Raw genomic sequence first — 24,794 nt, 5'->3', positions numbered from 1 at the left:
CTATGACGTCCGGCGCAGTGCGCGCAGTCCGCGCAACCCGATGCCCCCGATGACCGTCCCCAATACGAAGGAAACGACCGCCAGCAGCAGGTGCACCCAGAAGTACGCCGTCGGGTGACCGTCGTCGAACGCGAGTCCGCTGCTGTCCTTGACGAGATTCTTGACGAAAGTGACCCAGATGACCCAGCTCCACACCCCGAAGGCGAGCAGGAACCAGGAGAGCGGGCGGCTGAGCTTCATACGTCCAGTATCGCCGTCGGCCGAGCGGCGCGGTCCTCGGGGTGGTACCGCGAATGGGACTTCGGGGCCCGCGACAGGTACGTTCTCGACCGTGCCCGCACCCAAGCAGCCCACCAGGCGTTCGAACCTGGCCACTTCCCTTACGTCCCTGACCGCCTCCGTAGCCGCGCTGACCGGCCTGGCCACCGTTTCCGTGGCCGCCGCTCCCGCCGCGCTCGCCGCCCCGCACCCGTCGACGACCCCGTCGGCCACGCCCCCGGCCACGATGTCGACGGTCGGCGGCACCCGCCTCGGTACCCCCGGCACGCAGGTCAACCTCGGCAGCGGCGCCCCCGTGCTGCCCAAGGACCTCACCGCGCGCTCCTGGATCGTCTCCGACGCCGAGTCGGGCGAGGTGCTCGCCGCGCACAACGCGCACTGGCGGCTGCCCCCGGCGAGCACGCTGAAGATGCTGTTCGCGGACACGGTCCTGCCGAGGTTCCCGAGCACGACGAAGCACAAGGTGGTGCCGACCGACCTGGCCGGTATCGGCTCCGGCTCCAGCATGGTCGGCATAAAGGAGAACGAGACCTACACGGTCCACGACCTGTGGCTCGGCGTCTTCCTGCGCTCCGGCAACGACGCCGTGCACGTGCTGTCCGCGATGAACGGCGGCGTCGACCGGACCGTCCAGGACATGCAGGCGCACGCCGAGGACCTCCAGGCCCTCGACACCCACGTGGTCAGCCCGGACGGCTACGACGCCGACGGCCAGGTCTCGTCCGCGTACGACCTGTCGCTGTTCGCCCGCTCGGGGCTGCAGAAGAAGGACTTCCGCGAGTACTGCTCGACCGTACGGGCGAAATTCCCGGGTGCCACGACGAAGGGCAAGAAGGGCAAGCCCGGCCGCGAGTCCTTCGAGATCCAGAACACCAACCGGCTGCTGAGCGGCGACAGCGACATCCCGGTCTACCAGGGCATCGCCGGTGTGAAGAACGGCAACACCACCAACGCGGGCGCCACCTTCACCGGCGTGGCCGAGCGCGGCGGCAAGGTGCTGCTGGTGACGGTCATGAAGCCGGAGAAGAACGAGCACAACGAGGTCTACAAGGAGACCGCCAAGCTCTTCGACTGGGGCTTCAAGGCGGCCGGCAAGGTGACGCCGGTGGGCGAGCTGGTGGCGCCGAAGAGCGCCGCGCAGGCCGGTGCCCAGCCGGGCGCCACCGCCTCCTCCGGCTCGGGCAAGGGCGCCGGGACCGGCGGTTCCTCGTCGAAGCCGGTGGCGAGCGCCTCCTCCGGGAGCGGCTCGGGCGGTGTCGGTGTCGCCCTGGGGATCACCGGCGGACTGCTGGCGCTGGTGGCGGGCGCGGTGTTCCTGATCAACCGCCGCTGGCCGCTGCCGGATCTGGTGCGCCGTCGGACGCGTCCGTGAGTTCCGCGCCGTCGCTCGGTGTCGCCGTCCAGGCCGCGCAGTACAGGAGCAGCTTCGAGGTGAAGTTGATCCACAGCAGCAGGGCCACGGGGACACCGAACGCGCCGTACATGCTCTTTCCGGCGACACCCTGGATGTAGCCGCTGAGCAGGAGCTTGAGCACTTCGAAGCCGACCGCGCCGATCAGTGCCGCGACGATCAGGCGGCGGCGCGTCGGCTCGACGCCGGGCAGCAGGGTCAGGACGTAGAGCAGGACCAGGAAGTCGGCGAGCACGGCGACGGCGAAGGCGGCGGTGTGCAGCAGGATGCTGCCCCAGCCCGCCCGTTCGATGCCGAGCTCGTCGGTGATCCGGCCGACCAGGGCGGAGGCCACCGTGGAGATCGCGATGGTGGCCAGGACGGCGCCGCCGAGACCGATGAGGATGACGGTGTCCTTCACCTTCGCCACGAGGGGGTTGCGCTCGCTGTCGGGCAGCTCCCACACGGTGCGCAGGCAGTCGCGCATCTGGCCGACCCAGCCGATGCCGGTGAGCAGCAGCACGGCACCGGCGATGAGTCCGACGGTGCCCGCGTTCTGGATGAGGCCGTTGATGTCCAGCTGGTTCGAGATGCCCGGGACCTGGTCGGCGATCTTCTTCTGGAGTTCCTGCTGCTGCGACGGGCTCAGCGTGGCGGCCGCGATCGCGGCCGCCAGCGTCAGCAGCGGGAACAGCGCGATGAAGCTGATGAACGTCATGGCGGCGGCCAGCCGCGTCCACTTCACCCGGTCCAGCCGTTCGTAGGCGCGCCACGCGTGCGTGGCCATCAGGCGTGTGACGAGCGGCCCGATGCCCGGAAGCCTCTTCAGCCAGTCCATGATCCGACTCTGCCCTGGTCGCGGTGGAATACCCCTGTACGAGTACCCACTGCGGGCGGTCCCACGGCGGCCCGGGCCGACGCTCCGGCCCGGTGCGGCCGGGTCACCAATTCGCCACCGCCAGGCCGTACATCGCGAGCCAGACCGTGCCGATCAGGGCGAGGGCCCGGTCGTGCAGGACCACGTCCTCGGGCTCGCCCGCGGTTCCGCGGTCGGCGAAGACGGCGTACCTGAGGACCGCGAGGACGAAGGCGACCATGGACAGCTGTCGCCAGGGCAGCACGCTCGTGTGCGGCACTCCGCCCTCCTCCAGGGCCCACATGCAGTAGGCGAGGACAGCGACGCCCGCGGCGAGCTGCCAGACGAAGCGGAGGTAGCCGGTGCTGTACTCGGTGAGCAACGCGCGCGTGGCGCCCGCCTTTCCGGCCATCTGGACGGCCTCGGAGTAGCGCTTGGCCGAGACCATGAACAGCGCGCCGAAGCCGGTGGTGATCAGGAACCAGCGGGACAGCGGGATGCCGAGCGCGACCCCGCCGATCATCGCCCGCATCAGGAAGCCGGTGCTGACGACGACCAGGTCGATCACCAGGACGTGCTTGAGGCTGACGCAGTAGGCCAGTTGCATGCCGATGTACGCCGTCAGGAGGGCCGCGACGACCGGGGAGGACAGCCAGGCCGCGGCGGCCGGAGCGAGGACGGCCAGGGCGGCTCCGGTGGCGTACGCGACGGGGACGGGGACCCGTCCGGCCGCGACCGGGCGGTGCCGCTTGGTGGGGTGGGCGCGGTCGGCCGGCGCGTCCCGGGCGTCGTTGATCAGGTAGACGGCGGCGGCGCAGGCGGTGAAGAGGACGAAGACGAGGGGGACCTGGGTGAGCGCCTCCCGGGTGAACAGCCGTCCGGCGGCGGCCGGGGCGGCGACGACCAGGCTGTTCTTCACCCACTGCTTGGGCCGGGTGGTCTTCAGCAGGCCCCGCAGGACAGCCCCCGCGCGGGGCCGCGCGGGTGGCCCGCCGGGCGCTGGCCACTGCGGGCGGGGCGTCTCACCCCGATACGTCGCCGCGTCCGCGGGCGCGGAGCCGGCGAGGGGCGCGGTCTCAGTCATGGGCGCTCCTCGTCATCCAGCGTGCCCCCAGTCGCGCCGAGAGTGCCCCGAGGGCGGCGCCCGCCGCCACGTCGGAGGGGTAGTGGACGCCGACGACCAGGCGGGACAGGCACATGGCGGCGGCGAGCGGCGCGATCCCGTACGCCCCCAGGGCGCCGAAGGCGACGGCGGCGGCCGTGGCGGAGGTGGCGTGGGAGCTCGGGAAGGAGTGCCGGCCCGCGGTGTGCACCCGGGGTTCGACGTGCGTGGGGCGCGCGCGGCGCACGAGCCGCTTCACGCCCATGCTGGCGAGGTGAGCGCCCGCGACCAGCGCCGTGCCGCGCACCCAACAAGCGCGCCGCGCGCCGTCCGCGGCGGCTCCGACGAGTCCCACCGCGAACCACAGCGCGCCGTGCTCGCCGGCCAAGGACAGACCACGGGCGGCGGACGCGACGCGCGGATCGGTGCCGCGGGCGTGCAGGGCGGAGAGGATCCGGTGATCCAGATCGTCGAAGTCGTCCATGTGGACTCACTGTTCACGTTCACCCCGGCCAAACTATGGCAATATTGTGCGACATCCCATTAATCACCCATTTCGGGGAGGGAATTGACGTCGCAGGATCAATCGCCTACATAGGGGCGATACGGTCACCGGCATGTCTGGAGACACGGTTTCCGTCACGGGCTGGGGCCGCACCGCCCCCACCGCCGCCCGGCTGATCCGCCCACGGACGTACGAGGAGGCCGCGGCCGCCGTCCGGAGCTGCGGGGCCCGCGGGAGCATCGCACGGGGGCTGGGGCGGGCGTACGGGGACGCGGCGCAGAACGCCGGCGGATCCGTCCTCGACATGACCGGTCTCGACCGCATCCACGCCATCGACGCCGACGGCGGCACCGTGCTGTGCGGCGCGGGCGTGTCCCTGCACCGGCTCATGGAGGTGCTGCTGCCGCTCGGCTGGTTCGTGCCGGTGACCCCGGGCACCCGCCAGGTGACGGTCGGCGGGGCGATCGGCGCCGACATCCACGGCAAGAACCACCATGTCTCCGGCTCCTTCTCCCGCCACGTACTGGCGCTGGAACTGCTCACCGCCGACGGCGAGGTCCGCGCGGTGGGCCGCGGCACGCCCCTGTTCGACGCGACCGCGGGCGGCATGGGCCTGACGGGGATCGTCCTGACGGCCACCCTGCGCCTGCTCCCGGTCGAGACGGCGTACCTGTCCGTCGACACCGAACGCGCCACGGACCTCGACGACCTGATGGCCCGTCTGACCGCCACCGACCACCGCTACCGCTACTCGGTCGCCTGGATCGACCTGCTGGCGCGCGGCGGGGCGACCGGACGCGCCGTGCTGACCCGCGGCGACCACGCACCCCTGGAGGCGCTGCGGGAGGGCACCCGCGCGCGGCGGCACCCGCTGTCCTTCCGCCCGCGTCGGCTTCCGGCCGCCCCCGCTCTCGTCCCGGAGGGACTGCTCGGCAGCACCACCGTGGGATGGTTCAACGAACTCTGGTACCGGAAGGCACCCCGCGCGCGTACCGGTGAACTGCAGGGGATCTCCCGCTTCTTCCACCCCCTGGACGCGGTGCCGCACTGGAACCGGATCTACGGCCGCGGCGGCTTCGTGCAGTACCAGTTCGTCGTCGGGTACGGCCAGGAGGACGCCCTGCGCCGGATCGTGCGCCGCGTCTCCGCGCACCGGTGCCCCTCCTTCCTGGCCGTCCTCAAGCGGTTCGGCGACGCCGACCCCGGATGGCTGTCCTTCCCGGTGCCCGGCTGGACGCTCGCCCTGGACATCCCGGCGGGGCTGCCCGGGCTCGGCGCCTTCCTCGACGGGCTGGACCAGGAGGTGGCCGCGGCCGGCGGGCGGGTCTACCTCGCCAAGGACTCCCGGCTGCGGCCGGAACTGCTCGCCCCGATGTACCCCCGGCTCGCCGACTTCCGCGCCCTGCGCGCGGAGTTGGACCCGCACGGGGTGTTCGTCTCCGACCTGGCCCGCCGCCTCGGGCTCTGACTTCCCCCGCCCCCTCTGATCGCCCCAAGGAGCTGTCGTGAAGGACGCCTTCGGCCTCCCCCAGTCCCTGCTCGTCCTCGGCGGCACGTCCGAGATCGCGCTGGCCACCGCGCGTCGGCTGATCGCCCGCCGCACCCGCACGGTGTGGCTGGCGGGCCGCCCCTCGCCCGCCCTGGAGGCGTCCGCCGAGAGCCTGCGCGCCCTGGGGGCGGACGTCCGCACCGTGGCCTTCGACGCGCTCGACCCCGAGTCCCACGAGACGGTGCTCGGCAAGGTCTTCGCCGAGAGCGACATCGACATGGTGCTGCTCGCCTTCGGGATCCTCGGCGACCAGGCGCGCGACGAGCGGGAGCCGGTGAGCGCGGTCCGGGTCGCACAGACCAACTACACGGGAGCGGTGTCGGCGGGCCTGGTGAGCGCGGGCGCGCTCCAGGCGCAGGGCCACGGCTCGCTGGTCGTGCTCTCCTCGGTGGCCGGCGAGCGCGCCCGCCGCTCGAACTTCATCTACGGCTCCAGCAAGGCCGGCCTCGACGCCTTCGCCCAGGGCCTCGGCGACGCGCTGCAGGGCACCGGCGTGCACGTCATGGTCGTACGCCCCGGGTTCGTCCGCTCGCGGATGACGGCCGGCCTGGACGAGGTACCCCTGTCGACCACCCCGCAGGCCGTGGCCTCGGCCATCGAACTGGGCCTGCGCCGCCGCTCGGAGACGGTCTGGGTACCGGGCGCGCTCCGCCTGGTCATGTCGGCCCTGCGCCACGCGCCCCGGGCGGTGTTCCGCCGGCTGCCGCTGTGAGGGACCGGCCGGTCGGGCGAAAAGCGAGTACGCCGCTCAGCGGGTCGGGACCGAGCCGCGGTCCATGTGTCCGGCCTGCGGGGGCACCACGGCCCCGGCGAAGGTGAACTCCCGGAGCTTGCGCCACACGCCGTCGGGGCCCTGCTCGTGGAGCGCGAAGCCGGTGCAGGGCCACTCGGCGTCGTAGTCGGCCAGCTCACGGAAGGCTCGGTCCATGCCCGCCTCGTCGATGCCGTGGGCCACCGTGACGTGCGGGTGGTACGGGAACTGCAGCTCCCGCGCCACCGGACCGGAGGCGTCACGGATCCGGGTCTGCAGCCAGGAGCAGGCCTCGGCACCCTGGACGACCTGCACGAACACCACCGGCGACAGCGGACGGAAGGTGCCGGTGCCGGACAGCCGCATCGGGAACGGACGGCCGACCGCGGCGACCTCGGCGAGGTGCGCCTCGACGGCCGGCAGCTCGCCGCCGTCGACCTCCGTCGGCGGCAGCAGGGTGACGTGCGTGGGAATGCCGTGAGCCGCAGGGTCGCCGAAGCCCGCGCGCCGCTCCTGGAGCAGGCTGCCGTGAGGCTCCGGGACCGCGATCGACACGCCGATCGTTACGGTCCCCACGTCGTCTCCTGTCGTCGTGTCCGGTGCGTTTGCGGAGTGCGGTGCGGTTGCCGAGCACGGCGCCGGGCGGGTTGCCCGATTCGTGCTCAGCCGTGTGGCTTCGACTGTAAGGCCACGGCTGTCCTGCGGGCAGGCGCGGCCGGAGTGATGTGCAGCGCTCTGCCCGGTGCCCGTGCGTGCGGGGGTACGCCTCAGTGCTTGGCGGGCAGGAAGCCCACGCGGTCGTACGCCTGGGAGAGGGTCTCCGCGGCGACGGCCCGCGCCTTCTCCGCGCCCTTGGCCAGGATCGAGTCGAGCGTCTCGGGGTCGTCGAGGTACTGCTGGGTGCGCTCCCGGAACGGCGTCACGAACTCGACCATGACCTCGGCAAGGTCGGTCTTGAGCGCACCGTAGCCCTTGCCTTCGTACTTCTCCTCCAGTTCGGCGATACCCGCACCGGTGAGCGTCGAATAGATCGTGAGCAGATTGCTCACGCCCGGCTTGTTCTCGGCGTCGAAGCGGACCACGGTGTCCGTGTCGGTGACGGCGCTCTTGACCTTCTTCGCGGTGGCCTTGGGCTCGTCGAGGAGGTTGATGAGGCCCTTCGGCGTGGACGCCGACTTGCTCATCTTGATCGACGGGTCCTGGAGGTCGTAGATCTTCGCCGTCTCCTTGAGGATGTACGGCTTCGGGACGGTGAAGGTCTGGCCGAAGCGGCCGTTGAAGCGCTCGGCGAGGTCACGGGTGAGCTCGACGTGCTGGCGCTGGTCCTCGCCGACCGGGACCTCGTTGGCCTGGTAGAGCAGGATGTCCGCGACCTGGAGGATCGGGTACGTGAACAGGCCGACCGAGGCGCGGTCGGAGCCCTGCTTGGCGGACTTGTCCTTGAACTGGGTCATGCGGGAGGCCTCGCCGAAGCCGGTGAGGCAGTTCATGACCCAGGCGAGCTGGGCGTGCTCGGGAACGTGGCTCTGGACGAAGAGCGTGCAGCGCTCCGGGTCGAGGCCGGCCGCGAGGAGCTGGGCGGCGGCGAGCCGGGTGTTGGCGCGCAGCTCCGCCGGGTCCTGCGGGACCGTGATCGCGTGCAGGTCGACGACCATGTAGAACGCGTCGTGGGTCTCCTGCAGGGCCACCCACTGGCGGACGGCGCCGAGGTAGTTGCCGAGGTGGAACGAGCCTGCGGTGGGCTGGATACCGGAGAGCACGCGGGGACGATCAGAGGCCATGCTCACCATTCTCTCAGGTATGGGGGGCCAATCCGGTACCGGTCGGAAACAGGTACGGACCGATCCCTCCCCGGACCTGTAACGACCCGGTCGATCGCCGCCGATGAGACGAGAAACACAGTGCGTACGGCCGGGCGCCGACGCACCTTCTCGGGGCGGGAGGCGGCGGCGCATGGCGGTGCGGAAGCCGAGCGGACGGACGCGGTTACGGCTGGTGGCCCTGACGGCGGTGGCCCTGGCACTGGGCGGGACGGCGGCGCCCGGGGCCTGGTCGGCGGGCGCCGCGGCCGACGATCCGGGGGTGAGCGCCGATCTTCCCGACATGGCCGTGCTCGTCACCGGCGGCTCCGGACGGTCCACGACGCTGCACTCCGGGGAGCCCGGCTTCGCGCGCCTGTGGCAGCTGATGGAGCCGACCTACACGGGGACGGAGCGGGTGCCGCCGGCCTGGGCGCAGGGACGGTATCCGGCACCGCGGGTCACCGTGCTCTGGGGGCTGACCGGCGTCGGCGGCTGGCCCCGGACGAGCCGGCCGCCCGGCGGCGACGTGGCCATGGAGCGGCTCGACCAGCTGCTTCTCGCGGCCGACGGGACCCCGTGGGTGCGCTCGGATCCGGCGCCGGACGTGGCGGACGACGACATCCGCTGGCATCGGGCGTCACGCAGGGTGTTCCGGCAGCTGGAACGGTCGGGGCTGGTCGCGGCGGACGGGGCTCCGGGGCCGGGCCCGGGAGCCGACACCGGAACCGGCTCCGGTGCCTCCGGGTGGGACCGTACGGCGGATGGCGCCTGGTGGGCGGTGTCCGGACTGGCCGCCGGGGTCGCCGGGACCCTGCTGATACGCCGCGCGGCGGCCCGGCGCGAGGCCGGACCGCCGCGGGACGAACCACGACAGGAGCTGATCGATCTGGATCGGTGACGGCCGCTCCCCGCGGGGGCCGTCAGCCCAGGTCGATCTCCGGGTACAGCGGGAAACCGGCGACGAGGTCGGTGGCCCGGCGGGAGATCTCGTCCGCGATCTTCGGGTCGAGGACGTGCTGGGCCTTGGACGGCGTGCCCTTGCCGGTGACGCCGGGCTCGGTGGTGGTCAGCACGCGGTCGATGAGGCCGGCGACCTCGTCCATCTCGGCGGTGCCCAGGCCACGGGTGGTCAGGGCGGGGGTGCCGATGCGGATGCCGGAGGTGTACCAGGCGCCGTTCGGGTCGGCCGGGATGGCGTTGCGGTTGGTGACGATGCCGGAGTCGAGGAGGGCGGCCTCGGCCTGGCGGCCGGTGAGGCCGTAGGAGGTGGCGACGTCGATCAGGTTGAGGTGGTTGTCGGTGCCGCCGGTGACGAGGGTGGCGCCCCGGCGCATCAGGCCCTCGGCCAGCGCGCGGGAGTTGTCGACGATCCGCTGGGCGTAGTCCTGGAACGAGGGCTGCCGGGCCTCGGCGAGGGCGACGGCCTTGGCGGCCATGACGTGCGGGAGCGGACCGCCGAGGACCATCGGGCAGCCGCGGTCGACCTGGTCCTTGAGCGAGTCGTCGCACAGGACCATGCCGCCGCGCGGGCCGCGCAGCGACTTGTGGGTGGTCGTGGTGACGATCTGGGCGTGCGGGACCGGGTCGAAGTCGCCGGTCAGGACCTTGCCCGCGACCAGGCCCGCGAAGTGGGCCATGTCGACCATGAGCGTGGCGCCGACCTCGTCGGCGATCTCGCGCATGATCCGGAAGTTCACCAGACGGGGGTAGGCGGAGTACCCGGCGACGATGATCAGCGGCTTGAACTCGCGGGCGGAGGCGCGCAGGGCCTCGTAGTCGATCAGGCCGGTGGCCGGGTCGGTGCCGTACGAGCGCTGGTCGAACATCTTGCCGGAGATGTTCGGGCGGAAGCCGTGGGTGAGGTGGCCGCCGGCGTCCAGGGACATGCCGAGCATGCGCTGGTTGCCGAAGGCCTGGCGGAGCTCGGCCCAGTCGGCCTCGGAGAGGTCGTTGACCTGGCGGACGCCTGCCTTCTCCAGGGCGGGGGCCTCGACGCGCTGGGCGAGGACGGCCCAGAAGGCGACGAGGTTGGCGTCGATGCCGGAGTGCGGCTGGACGTAGGCGTGGCGGGCGCCGAAGAGCTCCTTGGCGTGCTCGGCGGCGAGGGACTCGACGGTGTCGACGTTGCGGCAGCCGGCGTAGAAGCGGCGGCCGACCGTGCCCTCGGCGTACTTGTCGCTGAACCAGTTGCCCATCGTGAGCAGGGTGGCCGGGGAGGCGTAGTTCTCGGAGGCGATCAGCTTGAGCATCTCGCGCTGGTCGGCGACCTCCTGGCCGATGGCGTCGGCCACGCGGGGCTCCACGGCGCGGATCACGTCGAGGGCGGCGCGGAAGGCCGTGGACTCAGGGGAAAGCGGTGCGGAATTCTCAGGCATCGGGACCTCCGGACGTGACGTTCGGCGTACTCGGTTCGGCCCAGGCGCACGGCACTCTTTCGCGCTCGGGCCGCTCCCTGATGGTCCGTCCCATCCCAGCGCGCCAGTCACGGCCCGTTGATCAGCCTACCGGGCGCGTCGCACGGTGTAGTTCCCGCGTCCACCATCCGAGCAGGGATAGGAAGGGGGATGAACCTCGACTCTTCGGCCCTCTGGAGTTCCCGTGACCACGACGGAGACGCTCATCGCCGCCGCCGACGCCCACAGTGCGCACAACTACCACCCGTTGCCGGTGGTCGTGGCCACCGCGGACGGGGCCTGGATGACGGATGTCGAGGGCCGGCGCTACCTCGACCTGCTGGCCGGTTACTCCGCGCTGAACTTCGGGCACGGCCACCGGCGGCTGGTGGCGGCGGCCAGGGCGCAGCTGGACCGGGTGACGCTCACCTCGCGGGCCTTCCACCACGACCGGTTCGCCGCGTTCTGCACGGAGCTGGCGGAGCTGTGCGGGATGGAGATGGTGCTGCCGATGAACACCGGGGTGGAGGCGGTGGAGACGGCGGTGAAGACGGCCCGCAAGTGGGGCTACCGGGTGAAGCGGGTGCCCGCGGAGATGGCGAAGATCGTGGTCGCGGGCGGCAACTTCCACGGCCGGACGACGACGGTGATCAGCTTCTCCACGGATCCCGAGGCGCGGGCGGACTTCGGGCCGTACACGCCGGGCTTCGAGATCGTGCCGTACGGGGACCTGACCGCGATGCGGGAGGCGCTCACCGAGAACACGGTGGCGGTGCTGCTGGAGCCGATCCAGGGCGAGGCGGGGGTGATCGTTCCGCCGGCCGGCTATCTGCGGGCGGTCCGGGAGCTGACGAGGGAGCGGAACGTCCTCTTCATCGCCGACGAGATCCAGTCGGGATTGGGCCGGACCGGGCGGACCTTCGCCTGTGAGCACGAGGGGGTCGTGCCGGACGCGTACGTGCTGGGCAAGGCGCTGGGCGGCGGGATCGTGCCGGTGTCGGCGGTGGTGTCGAGTGCGGCGGTGCTGGGCGTGTTCGGGCCGGGCGAGCACGGGTCGACGTTCGGCGGGAACCCCCTGGCCTGCGCGGTGGCGCTGGAGGTGATCGCGATGCTGCGCTCCGGCGAGTACCAGGCGCGGTCGGCGGAGCTGGGCGAGCATCTGCACCGGGAGCTGGGCGGGCTGCTCAGCGCCGGGAAGGTGACGCAGGTGCGGGGGCGCGGGCTGTGGGCCGGGGTCGACATCGACCGGCGGCTCGGTACGGGGCGGCAGGTCTCGGAGCGGCTCATGGACCGGCGTGTCCTGGTGAAGGACACGCACGGCTCCACGATCCGGATCGCCCCGCCCCTGGTGATCACCAAGGAGGACCTGGACTGGGGCCTCGACCAGCTCCGCGCGGTGCTGGCGACTTAGAGAATCACGTGGGGCAGGAAGCGGGCGTACTCGTCCGTGATCAGGCCCGAGGACTCGCGGATGCCGAGGCCGGCGGACTCGCCGTGGACGACCCAGGCGCCGAGGACGACGTGGTTGCCTCCCCCAGAGCTATCGCCTGGGGGGACCCCCAGGACGGGGAGCGGGGCCAGCTGCTGGTAGCAGCAGGGTTCGTCGCGCGGGGCGGCGGGCGCGCCGGGTTCGTGGACGGTGACGCCGGCGCCCTCGCGGCCCAGGAGGGGCTTGGCGACGTAGCCGGTGGTGGTGGCGAGTTCGCGCGGGCCGTCGAGGTAGGAGGGCAGCAGGTTGGGGTGGCCGGGGTACAGCTCCCAGAGGATCGCCAGGAGGGCCTTGTTGCTCAGCAGCATCTTCCAGGCGGGTTCGATCCACAGGGTGCTGCCGGTGCCGCCGCCGTTGTCGAGCGTGTCGAGGACGTGGCCCGCGAAGGCGTCGGTGGTGAGCCACTCCCAGGGGTAGAGCTTGAAGCAACTGCGGATGAAGCGCAGGTGGTTGTCGACGAAGCGGCCGGACAGCGGGTCCCAGCCGATCTCCTCCATGGAGATCCACTCGGTGTCCAGGCCGGCCTGTTCGGCGGTCTCCTTGAGATAGGCGACCGTCATCAGGTCCTCGCCCAGCTCGTCCTCCGAGGAGTGCGCGAAGTACAGCGGGCTCCCGGGCGGCAGGAGGGCGGCCTGGCTCTTCCAGGCGGCCACCAGCCGTTCGTGGAGGGAGTTCCACTGGTCGGCGCCCGGGAAGCGCTCCTCCATCCAGAACCACTGCGGTGAGGCGGCCTCGACCAGGGAGGTGGGGGTGTCGGCGTTGTACTCCAGGAGCTTCGCCGGGCCCGTGCCGTCGTAGCGGAGGTCGAAGCGGCCGTAGACGGAGGGGAGTTCGGCGCGGCGCCGCCACGCCTCGGCGACGACCTGGGCGACGCGCGGGTCGGTGATGCCGAGGTCGGCGAAGCGGCCCTCGGCCACGATGTGCTCGGCGGCCGCCAGGCACATGCGGTGCAGTTCCTCGACGACCTCCTCCAACGCCTCGACCTCGTCGAGCGTGAACACGTAGTAGGCGCTCTCGTCCCAGTACGGGCGTAGCGAGCCGTCCGGCTGGCGGGTGAGGGGGTAGATCAGCCCCTGTTCCTCGACGGTCTGCTGCCAGCCGGGGCGGGGGGTGGTCGTACGGCGTTCCATGGGACGATTCCTCGTCAGCCGCCGGAGCTGCCGTGGCCGCCGCCGAAGCCGCCACGGTGGACGCCGCCGTGCGAGCCGCCCGAGCTGGAATGCGAGCCGGAGCCCTTGCTCGGCTTGGTGAAGGAGCCGCCGCTCGCCCAGGAGCCCTTCTTCTTGCCGCCGTAGTACCAGGCGCCGTCGGCGAAGGCCTTGGTGGACTTGCAGTTCTTGTCGGAGACGATCTTGTAGCCCTTGGCCAGCCGGTAGCTGTCGCGGTCGACGCAGCGCTTGTCCGGGGCGGAGGAGCAGGCGGTCAGGGCGGTGGCGAGCAGGCCCATCCCGCCGAGCAGAACGGTTCCCGAGCGAAGGCGTCGGCGTGCGGTGTCCATGCTGGTGTCTCCCCCGTTGGCTGGCCTGTTTTCGGCGGTCAGCCTAGAGAACGGTAAGAGCGGCCACCGAGGCGGGTCACCGGATCGCCCTCTCCCCCGATGTCACTTCGTGGTCTTTGGGATGGTGTGTGCCGCACCGTGGAGCACGGTGGCCGTGCGGAGGAACGGGCGAGTCATATTGAGCGCGTTAAGAAGAGCCGCGCCACGCTCCGCGTCGTCGATGCTGACGGCGAATTCCCTGCCCTTTCCCCGGGTCCGGATGACGAGGCATTCTCCGCTCCGCAGCATGACCGTGGTGCCGAGACCACGGAGCCGGTAACCCCAGCCCCCGACCTGTGCGGGGGTGCGGTTCTCGGCGCGGGCCGATTCGATGTCCTCGGCCGGCCAGCGCCGGGCGGGCCAACCGAGCGGCCCGAACGCCACTTCCAGGCCGCGCTCCGATGCGCGTGCCTGCACGGTGGCGCAACCGGCCACGGCCAGGGACGTGAACGCGAACGGAGCGAGCAGCGCCCACAACGGGCCGGCGGTCGCGAGGCCGCTGACCAGAGTGACGAGGGCCGCCACCGCCACCAGGCCGGCCACTGCCGCCAGCAGGTGCAGCCAGGGATTGGTGATGCGGGAGAACCACACCAGGCGCTGCCCGCGCGGGATCTCCAGAACCGGGCCGGAGGGCTCCTGTGTGGCGGGCGCGGCCGAGACCGCCACGCGCGAGTTCACCAGCCATCCGACGACTCCGGCGGCGACGGCCGCCCCCGCGAGCGTCACGACGATCCACGCCGTCGGCTGACGGGCCTGGTGCCAGTCCGCGTGATCCAGGTTCGCGCGGACGACGGACGCCTGCGCGCCGCCGAGGAGGATGCCCCCCGACAGCAGGGCGGCGGCGGTCCACGCCCGCGTCGTGCCGCGCGCGGGGTCTCCGGCCCGCCGCTGGGCCACGAACACGATCGCGGTCAGGGCCAGCCAGATCAGGGCCGGAAAGAGGGATGCCGCCCAGAGGGGCATGGACCCGTCCGGGGTGTCCTGCCCCGACCCCCAGTGGGTGGCCAAGCGGTCCGGCAGCCGCCCGTGGGCGGCCCAGGGCAGGGCGGCGATCAGACCGGCCGTACCCACTGTCCGGCACCCCAGCGCGCACCGCGCCCGGTCCTTGTGCCGTCGTTCACGCCATCCCCCTGATCATCTCGATGAGATCGGTCCTGCTGTAGCCCAGACGTGCCGCCTCGGTCACCAGCGCGTACACCTGGTTCAGAAGTCCGGAGCGCTCGTCTGCGCCTTCCGCCACGGTCACGCCCCGGCCTCTGCGGAACTCCAGCAGTCCGTCCTCCCGGAGGCTGCGCAGCCCCCTGAGGACGGTGTTGACGTTGACGTCCAGCGCCGCGGAGAGGTCGCGTGCCGACGGCAGGCGGTCTCCCGGCCGGCACTCGCCCTCGGCGATGGCGCGCCGGATGGCCCCTGCCACCTGCTCGTGCAGCGGGCGGGTGTCTCTCTTGTCCAAACGCAGCAACATGGTGCTACTGAAGATAGCACCATGCGCTTTACCCGGACAGGGCGCGGGGATGGCTGGGCCCGTGCTCGCTGAACTCGTCGCCCCGATGGATCCGTTGCCGTGCAGAGGGACCGACGGACGGGCTGTGCACGCAATCGGTATGAGAGCGGGTGCGGAGGCCTCCGCGATTCCCTGTTCGCCTAAAGTCACTTCGTGCTCTTCGGAATGGTGTGTGCCCTGGCCGCGGCGCTCTGCTTCGGTGCGGCGACGGTGTTGCAGGCGATCGCGGCGCGGGAGGCCGGTACGGGCGGGGGCGGCGAGGCGGCACTGCTGCTGCGGGCGCTCAGGCAATGGCGGTACCTGGCAGGTCTTGCGCTGGACGGTCTTGGCTTCCTGTTCCAGATCGCCGCGCTGCGCTCGATTCCCATCTACGCGGTCAGCGCGGCACTGGCGTCGAGTCTGGCGGTGACGGCGGTGGTCGCGGCGCGCCTGCTGCGGGTGCGGCTGAGCGGCACGGAGTGGGGCGCGGTGGGCGTGGTGTGCGCCGGGCTCGCGATGCTGGGGGCGGCGTCCGGGCCGGAGGGCGAGCAGGAGGGTTCGGACGCCCTGAAGTGGGCGATGCTCGCGACTGCGGTCGGCATGCTGCTGCTCGCTCTGCTGGGCGGGCGGCTGACCGGGCGTATGCGGGCGCTGGTACTGGGCCTGGGGGCGGGCTTCGGATTCGGGGTCGTGGAGGTCTCGGTCCGCCTGATCGACTCGCGGCGGTTGGCCGATCTGCTCACCAACCCGGCGGCCTACGCCCTCCTGATCGGCGGCGGCGCCGCCTTCATTCTGCTGACCTCCGCCCTGCAGCGCGGCGCGGTGACGACGGCGACGGCCGGCCTGGTGATCGGCGAGACGATCGGCCCGGCGGCGATCGGCGTGATCTGGCTCGGCGACCGGACGCGGGAGGGGTTCACCTGGCTGGCTGTGCTGGGGTTCGCGGTGGCGGTGGCGGGAGCACTGGCGCTCGCACGGTTCGGGGAGGCGCCGGCGGAGGAAGAAGCCTGAAGCCGCCTCCTCAAACCCGCCACTCGCTGGGTGCCCAGGACGAGCCCTGGGCACCCAGGGCAGCATGCTTCTACACCGTCACTCCCCGTCCGCCGCAATCATGCCCACGCATTCGCCGAGCGCAGCGTGCAACGGCGGTACGAAGGCGGCGAGTTCGGCGTCCGACGCCTCCCCCGCCTCAAGTACGGCACCGACGAGAGCCACCAGGACGGCGGAGGCCTGCGGACGGCCAGGCGATGAGAGGCGGCGGCGTGTCGGCGCGGGGCGCTCCGCGGGAAGGCCGGAAGAGGCTCAGGAATGCGGCATGTACGGGAACAGGGCTGGACGCGGGGCGAAGTCGGACTGGGGACCTTTGTGGCCGACCCCCTGCCACCCTCCCCTGCGACCCCCGCTTAGCCGAAGCCACCCTCAAGGCAACACCCTGCACAGCGCCCGCAACGCCCCCGCCCACGCGTGTTCCGCCGGTGTCCCGTATCCGACGACCACGGCGTCCAGCGGCTCGGTCGCGGCGTGTTCGTGGCGGAACGCGGACAGGCCGTGCAGGGCGAGGCCCTGCCAGACGGCGGCCTGCACCACCGTGCGCTCGGTGCCGGGCGGCAGGCGCAGCACGGCGTGCAGCCCGGCCGCGATGCCGGTCACCTCGATGGGGGGTGCCTCGGGCGGGCGGGCGGCGACGGCCGCGACCAGGGCGTCGCGGCGGCGCCGGTAGCGCAGCCGGGCGGAGCGCACCTGACGGTCGTAGGCCCCGGTGGTGAGGAACTCGGCGAGGGTCAGCTGGTCCAGCACCCCGCACACGTCGGTGTGGCCCTTGACCGCCGCGCACTCCTCGACGAGCGCCGGCGGCAGCACCATCCAGCCCAGCCGCAGCCCGGGGGCCAGCGACTTGCTGGCGGTGCCGAGGTAGACCACGTGGTCCGGGTCCAGGCCCTGCAGCGCGCCGACCGGCTGGCGGTCGTAGCGGAACTCACCGTCGTAGTCGTCCTCCAGGACCAGCCCGCCGGTGCGCCGCGCCCAGTCCACGGCGGCCGCCCGCCGGTCGCGGTGCAGGACGGTGCCCATCGGGAACTGGTGCGCCGGGGTGAGCAGCACGGCCCCGGCGTCGGCTGCGTCCGTGGCGGCCGTGGCGTCCGTCAGCCCGCCGGTGTCCGTGCCGCGCGCGTCGTACGGGAGCGGCCGGGTGGCGCAGCCCGCCTCCGTCAGGAGGGTCCGGTGCTGGACCAGGCCGTACGACTCGACGAACACCGTCCCCGCGCCGCGGTTGTGCAGCACCGTGGCGAGGATCCGCAGGGCGTGGGTGATGCCGGAGCAGATCACGATCGCCTCGGGGTCGGCGCGCACGCCGCGGGCGCGGGCGAGGTAGCCGGCCAGGGCGGCGCGCAGTTCGGGGCGCCCGCGCGGGTCGCCGTAGCCGAGGGCCTCGGAGGGGGCGGCGGTGAGGGCCCGGCGGGCGGCCCTGAGCCATTCGGCGCGCGGGAACGCGGCGAGGTCGGGGGTGCCGGGGATCAGGTTGTGGACGGGCCGCTGGGGTGCGCGGCGGCGGGGTGCCGTGCCGGCCGGGCGGGCCACCGCTCGTTCGGCTACCCGGGTGCCCGAGCCCTGCCGGGCGGTGAGCCAGCCCTCGGCGACCAGGTCGGCGTAGGCGTCGGCGACCGTGTTGCGGGCGATGCCCAGGTCGGCGGCGAGGGTGCGGGAGGAGGGCAGTCGGGTGCCGGGGGCGAGGCGGCCGGTGCGCACGGCGTCGCGCAGCGCGTCGGTCAGGCCCCGGCGCAGACCGGCCGCCCCGGTCGGTTCGAGGTGCAGGTCGACGCCCAGAGTGGCCCAGGATTCTGCCATGTAAATGGACCATACTCCTGGGCTGCCTTGCTCCTAGGGTCGATGGCATGACCACAGAACACACCACCCCCTACGCCCCCGAAGTCCCGCCCCGCCTGCAGTGGGCCGAGCACGCCCCCGAGGTCTACCGGGCGATGGTCCGGCTCGACAGCGCCGCTCGTAAGGGCCTGGACCCCACGCTGTACGAGCTGGTGAAGATCCGCGCCTCGCAGCTCAACCACTGCGCGTTCTGCCTCGACATGCACACCAAGGACGCGCTCGCGGCCGGTGAGAGCGTCGAGCGGATCGTGCAGCTCAGCGCGTGGGAGGAGTCGCGGCACTTCTACACGGAGAAGGAACTGGCGGCGATCGAGCTGACCGAGGCGATCACGGTCCTCACGGACGGCTTCGTGCCGGACGAGGTGTACGAGCGGGCCGCCAAGCAGTTCGAGGAGGCCGAGCTGGCGCAGCTGATCGCCGCGATCACGGTGATCAACGCGTGGAACCGGTTCGGCGTGACCACGCGTATGGCCCCGGGCCACTACCAGCCGGGCCAGTTCGGGTGACCCGTACGGGAACGACCGGGGAGACCGGGCCGGTCCGCGGGATCGACGTGTTCCGCGCCCTGCACCGCAGGCGCGCGCACGGCGACCCGCTGGTCCTGCCCGGTCCCTGGGACGCGGCCTCGGCCCGGGTGTTACAGGAGGCCGGGTTCCCGGCACTCGCCACGCCGAGCGCGGGCATCGCCGCTGCCTTGGGCCACGCGGACGGGTCGACCCCGGCGGACGAGATGTTCGCGGCGGTGGCGCGGATCGTACGGGCCGTGGACGTGCCGGTGTCGGCCGAGGTCGGTGGGGGTCCCCCCTGGTCGAGCGGCAGCCGAGAGCTTGGGGGAGGCTACGGGCTGGCGCCGAAGGAGCTGGTGGAGCGGCTGCTGGAGGCCGGCGCCGTGGGCTGTGACCTCGAAGACTCGCACCGGGGTGCCCTCAAGGACCCGCGGGAGCACGCCGAGCGGCTCGCCGAGGTGCGCGCGGCCGCCGCCGACCAGCTCTTCGTCAACGCCCGCATCGACACGTTCCTGTGCGGAGTCGCGGATCCCGAACGGGCCATCGAGCGGGCCGCGTTGTACGTCGCCGCGGGCGCCGACTGCGTGTACCCGATCCACGCCCCGGCCGCCGTGCTCCCCCTGCTGCGGGCCGGCATCGAGGGGCCGATCAACATGCACGGCCATCTGGACGGCACGGGCCCCTCGCCCACCGAACTCGGTGAACTCGGGTCCACGCGCGTCACCTTGGGGCCGGGGCTCCAGCGGCACACCGCCCGTGCGCTGCGGGAGATCGCCGACGGCCTGCCGAGATGAAGGAATTCAGGACAGCCACGCCTTCCACACCTGGGGGTGGCTGTCCACCCACTTCTTCGCCGCCTCCTGAGGTGTCAGCTTCTGGTCGGCGATCATCAGGGACACCCGGTCCTGGTCCTCGGTGGTCCACCGGAACTTCTTCAGGAAGGCGGCCGCCTTGCCGCCGTCCTTGGCGAAGTCCGCGTTGAGGTACTTCTGCAGCGGGGTCTGCGGATAGGCGCAGGCGACCTTGGCCGTGTCCGCGTCGCAGCCCTCCTTGTAGGCGGGCAGCTTCACCTCGGTCATCGGGACCTTCTTGAACAGCCACTGCGGCGTGTACCAGTACGTCAGGAACGGCTTGTGCTCCTTGGCGAACTGCCTGATCTGGGTGATCTGGGCGGCCTCCGAACCGGCGAAGACGACCTGGTAGTCCAGCTTCAGGTTGGTCACCAGCGCCTTGTCGTTGGTGACGTAGGACGGGGAGCCGTCCATCAGCTGGCCCTTGCCGCCGCTCTCCGGGGTGCGGAAGAGGGAGGCGTACTTGTTCAGGTTCCGCCAGTCGGTGATGTCCGGGTGCTGCTTGACCAGGTACGTGGGGACGAACCAGCCGATGTGACCCGTCACCCCGAGGTCGCCGCCCCGGGCGATGGTCCTCTTGTCGGTGACGTAGCGCTGCTCCTGGTCGGGGTGGCCCCAGTCCTCCATGATCGCGTCGACCCGGCCCTGGCTGAGCGCGTCCCAGGCGGGGACCTCGTCGACCTGCACGGTGTCGACGCGGTAGCCGAGCTCGTGTTCCAGGAGGTACTGGGCCACGGCCACGTTGGACTGCGCGCCCACCCAGGACTGCACGGACAGGGTGACCGTCTTCGCGCCCTGGGCGTTCGCGAACGGCGAGGCCTGCTTGGTCATGTCGGCGGCGCCGCAGCCGGTGGTCAGGGCCAGGAGGGCCACGGCGGCCGTGAGTGTCGTACGACGGGACATACGGCGGCGCATGTCACGCTCCCTTCTTCGCGCGGCGTTCGGTCGGCTGGGTCACCCGGTCGAGCACCAGGCCCAGGCAGACGATCGCCGCGCCGGCCACCAGGCCGGTGGCCAGGTCGCCCTGGGCGAGGCCGAAGGCGACGTCGTAGCCGAGGGCGCCGGCGCCGACCAGGCCGCCGATGATGACGACGGCGAGGACCAGGACCACGCCCTGGTTGAGGGCGAGCAGCAACGAGCGCCGGGCGAGCGGCAGCTGGATCTGCCACAGCTGCTGCCGGCCGGTGGCGCCGAGCGAGCGCGCGGACTCGAGCGCGGCCGGGTCGACCTGGCGCAGACCCTGCGCGGTGATCCGGACGACCGCCGGGAGGGCGTAGACGACCGCGGCGGCGACGGCCGGGGCGCGGCCGACGCCGAACAGCGCGACGACCGGGATCAGGTACACGAACTGCGGCATCGTCTGGAAGACGTCCAGCACCGGGCGCAGGGCCCGTTCGAAGCGGTCGCTGCGGGCCGCGGCGATGCCGGCCGCGAAGCCGAGCACGAGGGTGACGGCCACGGCCGCGAGGACCTGCGAGAGCGTGTCCAGGGACGGATCCCACACGCCGAGCACACCGATCGCGGCCATCGCGAGGACGGCGGTCAGGGCAGTGCGCCAGGTGCCGATCAGCCAGGCCAGGGCGGCCACCAGCAGCAGCACCGACCACCAGGGCAGCCACTGCAGTCCGTCCCGCAGGGGGTCCAGGACCCAGGTGGTGAAGTGGCCCGCCCAGTCCGCGGTGCCGCCGATGTACGGGACGCCGGAGTAGAGGTGGGCGGTCATCCAGTCGACGGCGCGGTTGACCGGCTCGGCGATGTTCAGGGTCCAGCCGGAGGGCCAGTCGAGGTGGCCCAGCAGACGGACGGCCACGGCGACGGCGACCGTGCCGAGGGCGCCGTAGGCCCAGGGCCGCAGGTCGCGGTGGCCCTCGCCGGCGTGCTCGCCGGCGGCGCCGGTCACCCGGTCGAGGACGACGGCGAGGAGCACGATCGGGATGCCGGCCGCGAGGGCCGCGCCCACGTCGACCGAGGCCAGCGCCTGGTAGACGCGGTCGCCGAGGCCGCCGGCGCCGATGACGGACGCGATGACGGCCATCGACAGCGCCATCATGATCGTCTGGTTGAGGCCGAGGAGGAGTTCCTTGCGGGCCAGCGGGATGCGGGCGGTCAGCAGGCGCTGGGGGCCCGTCGCGCCGAGCGACTCCACGGCCTCCAGGACCTCGGGGTCGGCGCCGCGCAGGCCCAGCGCGGTGAGGCGGGCCATCGGCGGGGCGGCGTAGACGACGGTGGCGAGGACGGCGGCGGGGACGCCGATGCCGAAGACCAGGACGACGGGGAGGAGGTACGCGAACGCCGGGAGCACCTGCATGGTGTCCAGGACCGGGCGCAGCACGCGGTCGAGGCGGTCGGAGAGTCCGGCGCCGAGGCCCAGCAGGGCGCCGACGGCCACGGACACCAGCACGGCGACCACCATCAGCGCGAGGGTCTGCATGGTCGGCACCCACATGCCGAGCAGACCGCAGGCCAGGAACGCGGCGGCCGTGCCGAGCGCGAGGCGCACCCCGGCCACCCGCCAGGCGACGAGGGCGCCGAGGGCGGTGACCCCCGCCCAGCCGGCGGCGAGGAGCGCCAGGTAGACGGCGCGTACGGACAGCACGACGGCGTTGCTGACGTAGCCGAAGAAGTACAGGAACAGCGGGTGGCTGTCCCGGTTGTCGATCACCCAGTCGCTGGCGTCGGCGAGCGGCTTGGACAGGTCGACGGTGAGGGCGTGCGGCCAGCTGCCGCTCGCCCAGCGGGCGTGGGCCAGCGGCACGAGAACGGCCGCGGCGAGGGCGAGCAGCACGAGCTTGCGGGCCGCGGGGCGCCGGAGGAATCCGGGCAGCGCGAGGCGCGGGGCGGCAGCGGTGACAGTGGCCATTACGCCGCCTCCTTGCCCGGCTCCGTTCCGGCGACCACAGCGAGCAGCCGCTCGTGGTCCACCACCCCCAGGCACCGGCCGTTCTCCACGACGCAGGCCGGCCTGCCGCCGTGGGCGACCGTTCTGATCGCGTCGGCGACGACCGCCTCGGGGGGCAGCGCGCCGGGGTGTTCCGGGCCGCCGCAGTCGCCGGGCCGCATCGCCGTGCGGACGGTGACGACCTGCTCGCGCGGGACGTCGCGCACGAACTCGCGGACGTAGTCGTCGGCCGGGGAGTTCACGATCTCCTCCGGGGTGCCGAGCTGGACGACGCTGCCGTCGCGCATGAGGGCGATGCGGTCGCCGAGCTTGAGGGCCTCGCTCAGGTCGTGGGTGATGAAGACCATCGTGCGGCCCTCCTCCCGGTGCAGGCGGGTCACCTCGTCCTGCATGTCGCGCCGGATCAGCGGGTCGAGGGCGCTGAACGGCTCGTCGAAGAGCAGCACCTCGGGGTCGACGGCGAGGGCCCGGGCGAGGCCCACCCGCTGGCGCTGGCCGCCGGACAGCTGGGCGGGTCTGCGCTTCTCCATGCCCTCCAGGCCGACCTTGGCGACGACCTTCCGCGCCCGCTCCCGGCGCTCGGACTTGGCGACGCCCTGGATCTCCAGGCCGTAGGCCACGTTGTCGAGGACGGTGCGGTGCGGGAGCAGGCCGAAGTGCTGGAAGACCATCGCGGCGCGGTGGCGGCGCAGTTCGCGCAGCCGGGTGCGGTCCATCGCGCGGACGTCCTCGCCGTCGATGGAGATGCTGCCCGCGGTCGGCTCGATGAGCCGGGTCAGACAGCGCACCAGCGTCGACTTGCCGGAGCCGGACAGGCCCATGACGACGAAGACCTCGCCCTTGCGCACGTCGAAGGAGACGTCGCGGACGGCGGCCGTGCAGCCGGTGCGGGCGCGGAGTTCGGCGGGCGGCAGGCCGGTCAGCTCGGGGTCCGCGGGGATGCGGTCGGCCTTCGGGCCGAAGACCTTCCACAGTCCGTTCACGGAGAAGACGGGAGTACTCATCGCGCACCACCTTCGATCAGGTCGACGGCTTTCTCACCGACCATCAACACCCCGATCATCGGGTTGACGGCGGTCATGGTCGGGAAGACGGAGGCGTCGGCGATGCGGATGCCGTCGAGGCCACGGATCTTCAACTCGGGGTCGACGACGGCCTGTTCGTCGTCGACGGCGCCCATCCGGCAGGTACCCGCCGGGTGGTACACGGTGTGCGCGACCTTGCGGGCGTACTCACCGAGCTCCTCGTCGCCCGTGACGTCCGGGCCGGGGCAGACCTCCCGCTTGAGCCAGGAGGCCAGCGGCTCGGCCTTGGCGATCTCCCGGGCGATGCGGATGCCGTCGACGAGGGTGCGGCCGTCGTAGTCGTCCTCGTCGGTGAAGTAGCGGAAGTCCAGGGCGGGCTTCACGGACGGGTCGGCGCTGGTGAGGTACAGGCGGCCGCGGCTCTTCGGCTTGGGGATGTTGGGGGTCATCGAGACGCCGAACTCCGGGCGTTCGTAGCCGAGGCGCTCCGGGTTGTCCGTGAAGGGGATCTGGTAGAAGTGGAACATCAGGTCCGGGCCCGTGTGTTCGGGGTCGCGACGCACGAACAGGCCGGCGTCGGAGTCCATCGCGGAGTTCTCCGGGATGGGGCCGTGGGTCTCCCAGACGATCACCGACTCGGGGTGGTCGAGCAGGTTCTCGCCGACGCCCGGGAGGTCGTGCGCGACCGGGATGCCGAGCTTCTCCAGGTCCGCCTTCGGGCCGATGCCCGAGTGCAGGAGCAGCCGGGGCGAGTCGACCGCGCCCGCGCACAGCAGGACCTCGCGGCGGGCCCGTACGAGGAGTTCCTCGCCGTCCTTGGTGCGCACGTGCACGCCCTCGGCGCGCGTGCCGTCCAGTTCCAGCCGGTACGCCCAGGTCTCCAGGAAGATGCGGAGGTTGGGCCGCTCGTCCATCACCGGGTGCAGGTACGCCACCGACGCCGACGACCGCTTGTTGGTCTCCGGCTGGTAGGCGAGGTCGAAGAAGCCGACGCCCTCGGCGAACGGCTCGCGGTTGAAGCCCTCGACGCGGGGCACGCCGAGCGCCGTCCGGGCGGCGTCGACGAAGTCGCGGGCGATGGCGTTGCGGTCGTTCTCGTCGACGGGGACGATGTTGTTGCGCAGGCGGGCGTAGTACGCCTCCATCGGCACCGCGCCCCAGCCCTTGGCGCCGGCCTCCTCCCACTCGTCCCAGTCGGACGGCAGCGGCTTGAAGGAGATCAGGGTGTTGTGCGAGGAGCAGCCGCCCAGGACGCGGGCCCGGCTGTGCCGGATGTGGGAGTTGCCGCGCGGCTGCTCGGTGGTCGGGTAGTCGTAGTCGAGTTCGCCGCCGAGCAGGCCCATCCAGCGGCGCAGGGTGAGCACGTCGTCGCGGTCGACGTCGCTGGGGCCGCCCTCGATGACGGCGACGGTGACATCCGGGTTCTCGGTCAGGCGGGAGGCGATGACGGAGCCCGCCGTGCCGCCGCCGATCACGACGTAGTCGTAGGTATGG

The 24,794-nt window shown here is 72.3% G+C and carries 24 protein-coding genes and 1 riboswitch; of the genes, 8 read left to right on the top strand and 16 right to left on the bottom strand.

The annotated features are described in order from the left end of the window. Positions 1-240 carry an SCO4848 family membrane protein gene (locus tag IPZ69_RS27130; protein ID WP_235457151.1) on the bottom strand — a complete coding sequence of 80 codons (240 nt, stop codon included), beginning with the start codon at positions 238-240 and terminating at the stop codon, positions 1-3. A 91-nt stretch (positions 241-331) separates the two neighbouring features. Between IPZ69_RS27130 and IPZ69_RS27125 the strand changes: the two genes are divergently transcribed. Beyond that, on the top strand, positions 332-1,651 hold the full coding sequence (locus tag IPZ69_RS27125) for a D-alanyl-D-alanine carboxypeptidase family protein (RefSeq protein ID WP_374293976.1): 1,320 nt from the start codon (positions 332-334) through the stop codon (positions 1,649-1,651). Here the strand turns inward: IPZ69_RS27125 and IPZ69_RS27120 are convergent. The 3 genes from IPZ69_RS27120 to IPZ69_RS27110 all read right to left on the bottom strand — a co-directional run bounded on the left by IPZ69_RS27120 (position 1,599) and on the right by IPZ69_RS27110 (position 4,111). Then, positions 1,599-2,507, bottom strand: coding sequence for a YihY/virulence factor BrkB family protein (locus tag IPZ69_RS27120; protein ID WP_235457148.1), 909 nt, complete (start codon positions 2,505-2,507; stop codon positions 1,599-1,601). The two genes, IPZ69_RS27125 and IPZ69_RS27120, sit on opposite strands and share 53 nt — an antisense overlap. 103 nt (positions 2,508-2,610) lie before the next feature. Next, positions 2,611-3,609 (bottom strand): decaprenyl-phosphate phosphoribosyltransferase, encoded by a 999-nt coding sequence (locus IPZ69_RS27115; RefSeq protein WP_235457146.1) that lies wholly within the window; start codon positions 3,607-3,609, stop codon positions 2,611-2,613. Next, complete coding sequence (locus IPZ69_RS27110) at positions 3,602-4,111, bottom strand: phosphatase PAP2 family protein (protein ID WP_235457145.1); 510 nt, start codon at positions 4,109-4,111, stop codon at positions 3,602-3,604. The genes IPZ69_RS27115 and IPZ69_RS27110 overlap by 8 nt, the downstream gene beginning before the upstream one ends. Positions 4,112-4,244: 133 nt before the next feature. On the opposite strand from IPZ69_RS27110, the gene IPZ69_RS27105 reads away from it, so the two are divergent. Both IPZ69_RS27105 and IPZ69_RS27100 read left to right on the top strand, forming a co-directional pair. After that, a complete protein-coding gene (locus tag IPZ69_RS27105) occupies positions 4,245-5,600 on the top strand; it encodes an FAD-binding oxidoreductase (protein WP_235457142.1) in 1,356 nt (451 codons plus the stop codon). Between the two features lie 37 nt (positions 5,601-5,637). Next, the gene (locus IPZ69_RS27100; protein WP_235457141.1) at positions 5,638-6,393 is read left to right on the top strand and encodes a decaprenylphospho-beta-D-erythro-pentofuranosid-2-ulose 2-reductase; all 756 of its coding nucleotides are present in this window, start codon (positions 5,638-5,640) and stop codon (positions 6,391-6,393) included. 36 nt (positions 6,394-6,429) lie between these two features. Here IPZ69_RS27100 and IPZ69_RS27095 read toward each other — a convergent pair whose 3' ends face one another. Together IPZ69_RS27095 and trpS are read right to left on the bottom strand one after the other, a co-directional pair. Continuing rightward, on the bottom strand, positions 6,430-7,008 hold the full coding sequence (locus IPZ69_RS27095; RefSeq protein WP_235457140.1) for a 2'-5' RNA ligase family protein: 579 nt from the start codon (positions 7,006-7,008) through the stop codon (positions 6,430-6,432). 191 nt (positions 7,009-7,199) lie between these two features. Beyond that, a complete protein-coding gene (gene trpS / locus IPZ69_RS27090) occupies positions 7,200-8,213 on the bottom strand; it encodes a tryptophan--tRNA ligase (RefSeq protein WP_235457139.1) in 1,014 nt (337 codons plus the stop codon). Positions 8,214-8,385: 172 nt separating this feature from the next. Between trpS and IPZ69_RS27085 the strand changes: the two genes are divergently transcribed. After that, positions 8,386-9,132, top strand: a complete 747-nt coding sequence (locus IPZ69_RS27085) for a hypothetical protein (RefSeq protein WP_268835085.1) — start codon at positions 8,386-8,388, stop codon at positions 9,130-9,132. A 22-nt stretch (positions 9,133-9,154) separates the two neighbouring features. On the opposite strand, the gene IPZ69_RS27080 is transcribed toward IPZ69_RS27085, so the two are convergent. Further along, positions 9,155-10,609, bottom strand: a complete 1,455-nt coding sequence (locus tag IPZ69_RS27080) for a glycine hydroxymethyltransferase (protein ID WP_235457138.1) — start codon at positions 10,607-10,609, stop codon at positions 9,155-9,157. 31 nt (positions 10,610-10,640) lie between these two features. Next, positions 10,641-10,730: riboswitch (ZMP/ZTP riboswitch) on the bottom strand. 102 nt (positions 10,731-10,832) lie between these two features. Here IPZ69_RS27080 and rocD point away from each other — a divergent pair. After that, complete coding sequence (gene rocD / locus IPZ69_RS27075; protein WP_235457137.1) at positions 10,833-12,038, top strand: ornithine--oxo-acid transaminase; 1,206 nt, start codon at positions 10,833-10,835, stop codon at positions 12,036-12,038. Here the strand turns inward: rocD and IPZ69_RS27070 are convergent. From IPZ69_RS27070 to IPZ69_RS27055, 4 genes are all read right to left on the bottom strand, one after another. Next, a complete protein-coding gene (locus IPZ69_RS27070) occupies positions 12,035-13,246 on the bottom strand; it encodes a glutathionylspermidine synthase family protein (RefSeq protein ID WP_235457136.1) in 1,212 nt (403 codons plus the stop codon). The two genes, rocD and IPZ69_RS27070, sit on opposite strands and share 4 nt — an antisense overlap. A gap of 14 nt (positions 13,247-13,260) precedes the next feature. After that, positions 13,261-13,614 (bottom strand): hypothetical protein, encoded by a 354-nt coding sequence (locus IPZ69_RS27065; protein ID WP_235457135.1) that lies wholly within the window; start codon positions 13,612-13,614, stop codon positions 13,261-13,263. Positions 13,615-13,716: 102 nt separating this feature from the next. Beyond that, positions 13,717-14,724, bottom strand: coding sequence for a DUF1648 domain-containing protein (locus IPZ69_RS27060; RefSeq protein WP_235457132.1), 1,008 nt, complete (start codon positions 14,722-14,724; stop codon positions 13,717-13,719). A gap of 46 nt (positions 14,725-14,770) precedes the next feature. Next, positions 14,771-15,118 (bottom strand): GntR family transcriptional regulator, encoded by a 348-nt coding sequence (locus IPZ69_RS27055; RefSeq protein WP_235457131.1) that lies wholly within the window; start codon positions 15,116-15,118, stop codon positions 14,771-14,773. A gap of 204 nt (positions 15,119-15,322) precedes the next feature. Between IPZ69_RS27055 and IPZ69_RS27050 the strand changes: the two genes are divergently transcribed. Beyond that, complete coding sequence (locus tag IPZ69_RS27050) at positions 15,323-16,147, top strand: DMT family transporter (protein ID WP_235457190.1); 825 nt, start codon at positions 15,323-15,325, stop codon at positions 16,145-16,147. Positions 16,148-16,555: 408 nt separating this feature from the next. On the opposite strand, the gene pdxR is transcribed toward IPZ69_RS27050, so the two are convergent. After that, on the bottom strand, positions 16,556-17,980 hold the full coding sequence (gene pdxR, locus IPZ69_RS27045) for a MocR-like pyridoxine biosynthesis transcription factor PdxR (protein WP_235457129.1): 1,425 nt from the start codon (positions 17,978-17,980) through the stop codon (positions 16,556-16,558). A gap of 47 nt (positions 17,981-18,027) precedes the next feature. Between pdxR and IPZ69_RS27040 the strand changes: the two genes are divergently transcribed. Next, the gene (locus IPZ69_RS27040; RefSeq protein WP_235457128.1) at positions 18,028-18,525 is read left to right on the top strand and encodes a carboxymuconolactone decarboxylase family protein; all 498 of its coding nucleotides are present in this window, start codon (positions 18,028-18,030) and stop codon (positions 18,523-18,525) included. Beyond that, complete coding sequence (locus IPZ69_RS27035; RefSeq protein ID WP_235457127.1) at positions 18,522-19,319, top strand: isocitrate lyase/PEP mutase family protein; 798 nt, start codon at positions 18,522-18,524, stop codon at positions 19,317-19,319. The genes IPZ69_RS27040 and IPZ69_RS27035 overlap by 4 nt, the downstream gene beginning before the upstream one ends. Positions 19,320-19,325: 6 nt before the next feature. On the opposite strand, the gene IPZ69_RS27030 is transcribed toward IPZ69_RS27035, so the two are convergent. The 4 genes from IPZ69_RS27030 to IPZ69_RS27015 form a co-directional block, all read right to left on the bottom strand. Next, complete coding sequence (locus IPZ69_RS27030) at positions 19,326-20,291, bottom strand: ABC transporter substrate-binding protein (RefSeq protein ID WP_374293970.1); 966 nt, start codon at positions 20,289-20,291, stop codon at positions 19,326-19,328. 1 nt (position 20,292) lies between these two features. After that, positions 20,293-22,236, bottom strand: a complete 1,944-nt coding sequence (locus IPZ69_RS27025; protein WP_235457126.1) for an ABC transporter permease — start codon at positions 22,234-22,236, stop codon at positions 20,293-20,295. Beyond that, positions 22,236-23,279: a quaternary amine ABC transporter ATP-binding protein gene (locus IPZ69_RS27020; RefSeq protein ID WP_235457125.1), complete on the bottom strand. Its 1,044-nt coding sequence runs from the start codon at positions 23,277-23,279 to the stop codon at positions 22,236-22,238. The genes IPZ69_RS27025 and IPZ69_RS27020 overlap by 1 nt, the downstream gene beginning before the upstream one ends. Then, on the bottom strand, positions 23,276-24,794 hold a 1,519-nt coding region (locus tag IPZ69_RS27015; protein ID WP_235457124.1), incomplete at its 5' end, for a GMC family oxidoreductase. The genes IPZ69_RS27020 and IPZ69_RS27015, both read right to left, overlap by 4 nt.

Origin of the sequence: Streptomyces olivochromogenes, from assembly GCF_021538895.1 — a bacterium.
Classification (GTDB): Bacteria; Actinomycetota; Actinomycetes; order Streptomycetales; family Streptomycetaceae; genus Streptomyces; species Streptomyces olivochromogenes_A.
The sequence above is the reverse complement of the archived record's forward strand: the minus strand, read 5'-3'. Positions and strand labels throughout refer to the sequence as shown.

Excerpts from the sequence above, each read along its gene's own strand:
- IPZ69_RS27130 (WP_235457151.1), bottom strand. The coding sequence starts at position 240 with ATGAAGCTCAGCCGCCCGCTCTCCTGGTTCCTGCTCGCCTTCGGGGTG.
- IPZ69_RS27120 (WP_235457148.1), bottom strand. The coding sequence starts at position 2,507 with ATGGACTGGCTGAAGAGGCTTCCGGGCATCGGGCCGCTCGTCACACGC.
- IPZ69_RS27115 (WP_235457146.1), bottom strand. The coding sequence starts at position 3,609 with ATGACTGAGACCGCGCCCCTCGCCGGCTCCGCGCCCGCGGACGCGGCG.
- IPZ69_RS27110 (WP_235457145.1), bottom strand. The coding sequence starts at position 4,111 with ATGGACGACTTCGACGATCTGGATCACCGGATCCTCTCCGCCCTGCAC.
- IPZ69_RS27105 (WP_235457142.1), top strand. The coding sequence starts at position 4,245 with ATGTCTGGAGACACGGTTTCCGTCACGGGCTGGGGCCGCACCGCCCCC.
- trpS (WP_235457139.1), bottom strand. The coding sequence starts at position 8,213 with ATGGCCTCTGATCGTCCCCGCGTGCTCTCCGGTATCCAGCCCACCGCA.
- IPZ69_RS27085 (WP_268835085.1), top strand. The coding sequence starts at position 8,386 with ATGGCGGTGCGGAAGCCGAGCGGACGGACGCGGTTACGGCTGGTGGCC.
- IPZ69_RS27080 (WP_235457138.1), bottom strand. The coding sequence starts at position 10,609 with ATGCCTGAGAATTCCGCACCGCTTTCCCCTGAGTCCACGGCCTTCCGC.
- IPZ69_RS27070 (WP_235457136.1), bottom strand. The coding sequence starts at position 13,246 with ATGGAACGCCGTACGACCACCCCCCGCCCCGGCTGGCAGCAGACCGTC.
- IPZ69_RS27065 (WP_235457135.1), bottom strand. The coding sequence starts at position 13,614 with ATGGACACCGCACGCCGACGCCTTCGCTCGGGAACCGTTCTGCTCGGC.
- IPZ69_RS27055 (WP_235457131.1), bottom strand. The coding sequence starts at position 15,118 with ATGTTGCTGCGTTTGGACAAGAGAGACACCCGCCCGCTGCACGAGCAG.
- IPZ69_RS27050 (WP_235457190.1), top strand. The coding sequence starts at position 15,323 with ATGGTGTGTGCCCTGGCCGCGGCGCTCTGCTTCGGTGCGGCGACGGTG.
- pdxR (WP_235457129.1), bottom strand. The coding sequence starts at position 17,980 with ATGGCAGAATCCTGGGCCACTCTGGGCGTCGACCTGCACCTCGAACCG.
- IPZ69_RS27040 (WP_235457128.1), top strand. The coding sequence starts at position 18,028 with ATGACCACAGAACACACCACCCCCTACGCCCCCGAAGTCCCGCCCCGC.
- IPZ69_RS27030 (WP_374293970.1), bottom strand. The coding sequence starts at position 20,291 with ATGCGCCGCCGTATGTCCCGTCGTACGACACTCACGGCCGCCGTGGCC.
- IPZ69_RS27025 (WP_235457126.1), bottom strand. The coding sequence starts at position 22,236 with ATGGCCACTGTCACCGCTGCCGCCCCGCGCCTCGCGCTGCCCGGATTC.
- IPZ69_RS27020 (WP_235457125.1), bottom strand. The coding sequence starts at position 23,279 with ATGAGTACTCCCGTCTTCTCCGTGAACGGACTGTGGAAGGTCTTCGGC.